Origin of the sequence: Pontibacterium sp. (genome assembly GCF_041587635.1) — a bacterium.
Taxonomy (GTDB): Bacteria; Pseudomonadota; Gammaproteobacteria; order Pseudomonadales; family Balneatricaceae; genus Pontibacterium.
On sequence record NZ_JBFGYC010000441.1, the window covers coordinates 1 to 3,441 of the forward strand.

3 protein-coding genes are annotated in these 3,441 nt (G+C 52.2%); all 3 read right to left on the reverse strand.

The window, feature by feature from the left end:
• Window positions 1-892 (reverse strand): nickel-dependent hydrogenase large subunit (locus ABYW01_RS17115; protein ID WP_372835066.1); only part of this gene is annotated, 892 nt, incomplete at its 3' end.
• A gap of 13 nt (window positions 893-905) precedes the next feature.
• Window positions 906-1,901, reverse strand: a complete 996-nt coding sequence (locus tag ABYW01_RS17120) for a HupU protein (RefSeq protein WP_372835068.1) — start codon at window positions 1,899-1,901, stop codon at window positions 906-908.
• Complete coding sequence (locus ABYW01_RS17125; protein WP_372835070.1) at window positions 1,894-3,234, reverse strand: ATP-binding protein; 1,341 nt, start codon at window positions 3,232-3,234, stop codon at window positions 1,894-1,896. Before ABYW01_RS17125 ends, ABYW01_RS17120 begins: the two co-directional genes overlap by 8 nt.
• Window positions 3,235-3,441 lie beyond the last annotated feature (207 nt).

Below are 3,441 nucleotides of genomic sequence, written 5' to 3' on the forward strand. Positions count from 1 at the left end.
CTCCGCCCTCTAACCACGAATGTGATACGTCTTCAGTTATCGCAACACTGCTCAACGGTAAGTGCTCACCTCCCAGATAGACACCGGATTTAAAGACCTTCCCACTGGACTGCGGATAGGTACCGTAACTCAGGAACTGATCGGTCGCTCGACCTAAGCGTTGAAGATTAAGCTGCTCGCTTAGGTGTAAAAATGCTCGAAAGTCACTGCTATACCAAGGTTTCTGAAGGCGCCATTGCTCTAACTCTGTCACAGATGTCAGGCTAGCAATCACCTGTAAATCATCACCAAAAAGCTCCGTCTCCAGAAAACGGCGAAATCCCGCGATAATCGTCAGGAGTTTGATTCGCTCTTGTGGTTCAACAGGTTTGGTCGTACCACCCGGCTGCAAACTGAGTGTGTGTGGCCATTTTCCGGCCAGCAATCCCATCAGGTGCAGAAAATCCGCCCGCGCGGGCAACATCACACGGGTTGCATCCCCCTTCGTTGCCTTAAAGCGTTTTTCGATCCTTTCAAACCAGTCTTCATTGGCATATACCGGACGGGCAAAGTCCGGCATAAAAAACAGGTAGAAGTGGGTTAGCAGGTCCGTCATATTCTCATTGGCGAGAACTAAGTTAGTACAATGCAGGCCATTCTCCGGCATCTCTACCTGCATCAAATCCGCTAAAGCCCGCGCACACGCGACGGACTGACTCACAGAACAGATTCCACAGATCCTCGGTGTATAGACCAGCGCATCCATCGGATTATGACCCAGCATGATCTGTTCAAACCCCCGATATAACGGAGAATTCACGCGTGCACTTCGCACCTGATCTCCGTCGGTATCCAAAGTGACTTCCAGATCACCTTCGACGCGGTTAAACGGGCCTACTAAAATACGACTCATCGACGTCCTCAGACTAACCTTTGCGTTTATGTATCGTGGGTGGATAGATCAATTGTTCCGATGTAGCGTTTTCTTTTAAACGCTCAGGCGTTGCGGCTTTTGACAAGGATGCCAACGCAACAAACCATGCCTTAGGCATATCCGTAGGGAGACCGACAGGGATACCTGCAATCTTGGGGGTTTTGGTAAAACTGTGACCCGGCTCTTCAAACTCTGGCGCGGTGCAATTGATACACGCGTAACCGCCGCTGGTACAAGAGCCATGACCGTTCCAATCGCGAATATTGCAATCAGCATGCGCCTGAGTCCCCAGACAGCCCATATTTTCCATCATACAACCGCGTTCCCCCGGGGCGGTCGCGCTGGCTTTGTACTCGTAGTATTCGTTACGATTACAACCGTGATGCACAAGTTGATCGGCATACATCCGTGGGCGACCCAGGCTATCAAGGTTTGCTTCCCCGTGTTCACCCAAGGCAATACTGATCAGCGTTTCCGTAACCCAATCCGGGTGGGTCGGGCAGCCAGCGATATTAATAACCTTAAAGTGCTCTGATGAACGGTAACTCTCACCCAACAACCCGCCAGGTAGTTCTCCATCATATTGCAGACCGGTCGCATCGGTATGGTTGCTGCCTGCCGCAGTAATGCCCCCGTATGCCGCGCAAGAGCCCACCGCCAACGTATACTTCGCTTTTTCAGCGAGTTCACGCACCCAGTGGATCATCGGTTTACCCGTGCCACCTAACATATGAAAGCGGCCCGTGCCGTGCGGTCCCATCATCATGGAACCTTCAATACACAACAAATCCAGCGCCTGCTCTCCTTTGATGATCGCTTCGAGCAGCGCAATCACTTCACTGCCTGTCTGTTCACTTAACGATGGATGCCAGAGGAGTTCAATACCTGCTGCATCCAGTAACGTCATCAGGTCTGGCGATTCAGCATTCAACAACGACATGCTACAACCACCACAGCCACCGGACTGTAACCAGAGAAGATTAGGCACGATTGGACTCCTCATAACGTTCTTCGGTCAGCAGCGTTAATGATGCCAGTGCGCCACCGTCAGGGTGGTTCTGGATCACCAGCTCACCTCCGTGTTCGGAGACAATACCGTAGCTGATCGATAATCCCAGCCCAGTACCCTGCCCGACAGGTTTGGTGGTAAAGAACGGATCAAACAGACGGGATAGAAAATCATCCGGGATACCCGGCCCGCTATCATGCACCTCAAAAATCACCTTCCCATCTACGACCTGCGCACTTAACAGCAACCGTTTGGGGTCCGATGCGTCCATGGCATCCACAGCATTTTGGATCAGATTAACCACCACCTGGTGGATCTGACCAGAGTGGCCAAACGCGGTCAGATCGGCAGGGATGGTTTCCACCACGTCGATCGGCGCTTTGCTCTCTTTGATAATCCAGTGCATCGCGGTTTTGATCACATGGCTCAGATCAAACACCGCCTTCTCAGACTCCTGTGTCGAAGAGAACTGACGCAGGTCGTTAACGATCTCTTTGACCCGATCCGCCCCCTCCATCGTGCCTTCCACCAGCGAATTCAGATCACGGATCGCTTTATCGAGCCGCAACTTCTCGCGCATCGCTTTCAACTGCTCACGACTATTACCTTCGTTGATCGCATCAAAATAGGCGCACAGGCGGTCGGTGTATCGCTGCAGCGCGTGCATATTGCCATAGACAAAACTGATCGGGTTATTGAGCTCATGTGCCACCCCTGCGACCAGTCGACCCAGCGATGCCATCTTCTCCGACTGCACCAATCGCTCTTGCGCCAGCTTCAGTTCAGCGTGTGCGGCATTGAGTTCTTTATAAGCTTTCTGCAATTCACCCAGAGGACGACCGACCATCACCATGCCGATCAGGCGACCACGGTGATTATGACGCGGCGAGCAATTCATAGAGAGCGGGACAAGACCATCGCGGCCGATCAGTTCCACTTCGCAATCACGCACCGGTTGAATACGCAACTGCCCCATAAAGCTGCTGATTTTGGAATGATATTTTGTGGCAATAAGATCCGTGAAACGAGCACTAATCAGCTCCTCTTCACTGCGTCCGGTCAGTTGCTCGAGCGCCCGGTTCACACCCTGTACCACGCCGTTTTGATCACACACAATCAACACGTCGCTCATGGCACTCTGGATACTATGAAGGAAACTCCTGGCCTCCTCCAGTTCTGTGTTTTTTTCCTCAACCTCAACCTGTGAATGCACCAGATCAGCGTAGGCTTCATCCATTTTCTGGATGACACTGACCCAGGCATCTTCTGAGTCAATATTGGCGGGCGGTGTAAGATCTCGCTTTCCGGACATGAAAACAGCAGCACTCAAATTAAACTAATACTGCCTCTATATTAGCCCGAACGGGTAGCCGCCGTACATGCGCCGCTCAGCCGCGTATTTTGCCCCGCTTGTAAGAGGAGAATGCTGCGACCAGCGTATAGATACAGGCCAGCCCCAGTGCCACCCGAATTACCTGAAGCAATGCAGGATACTGCTCGGGTGTGATAGCTTCTTCAC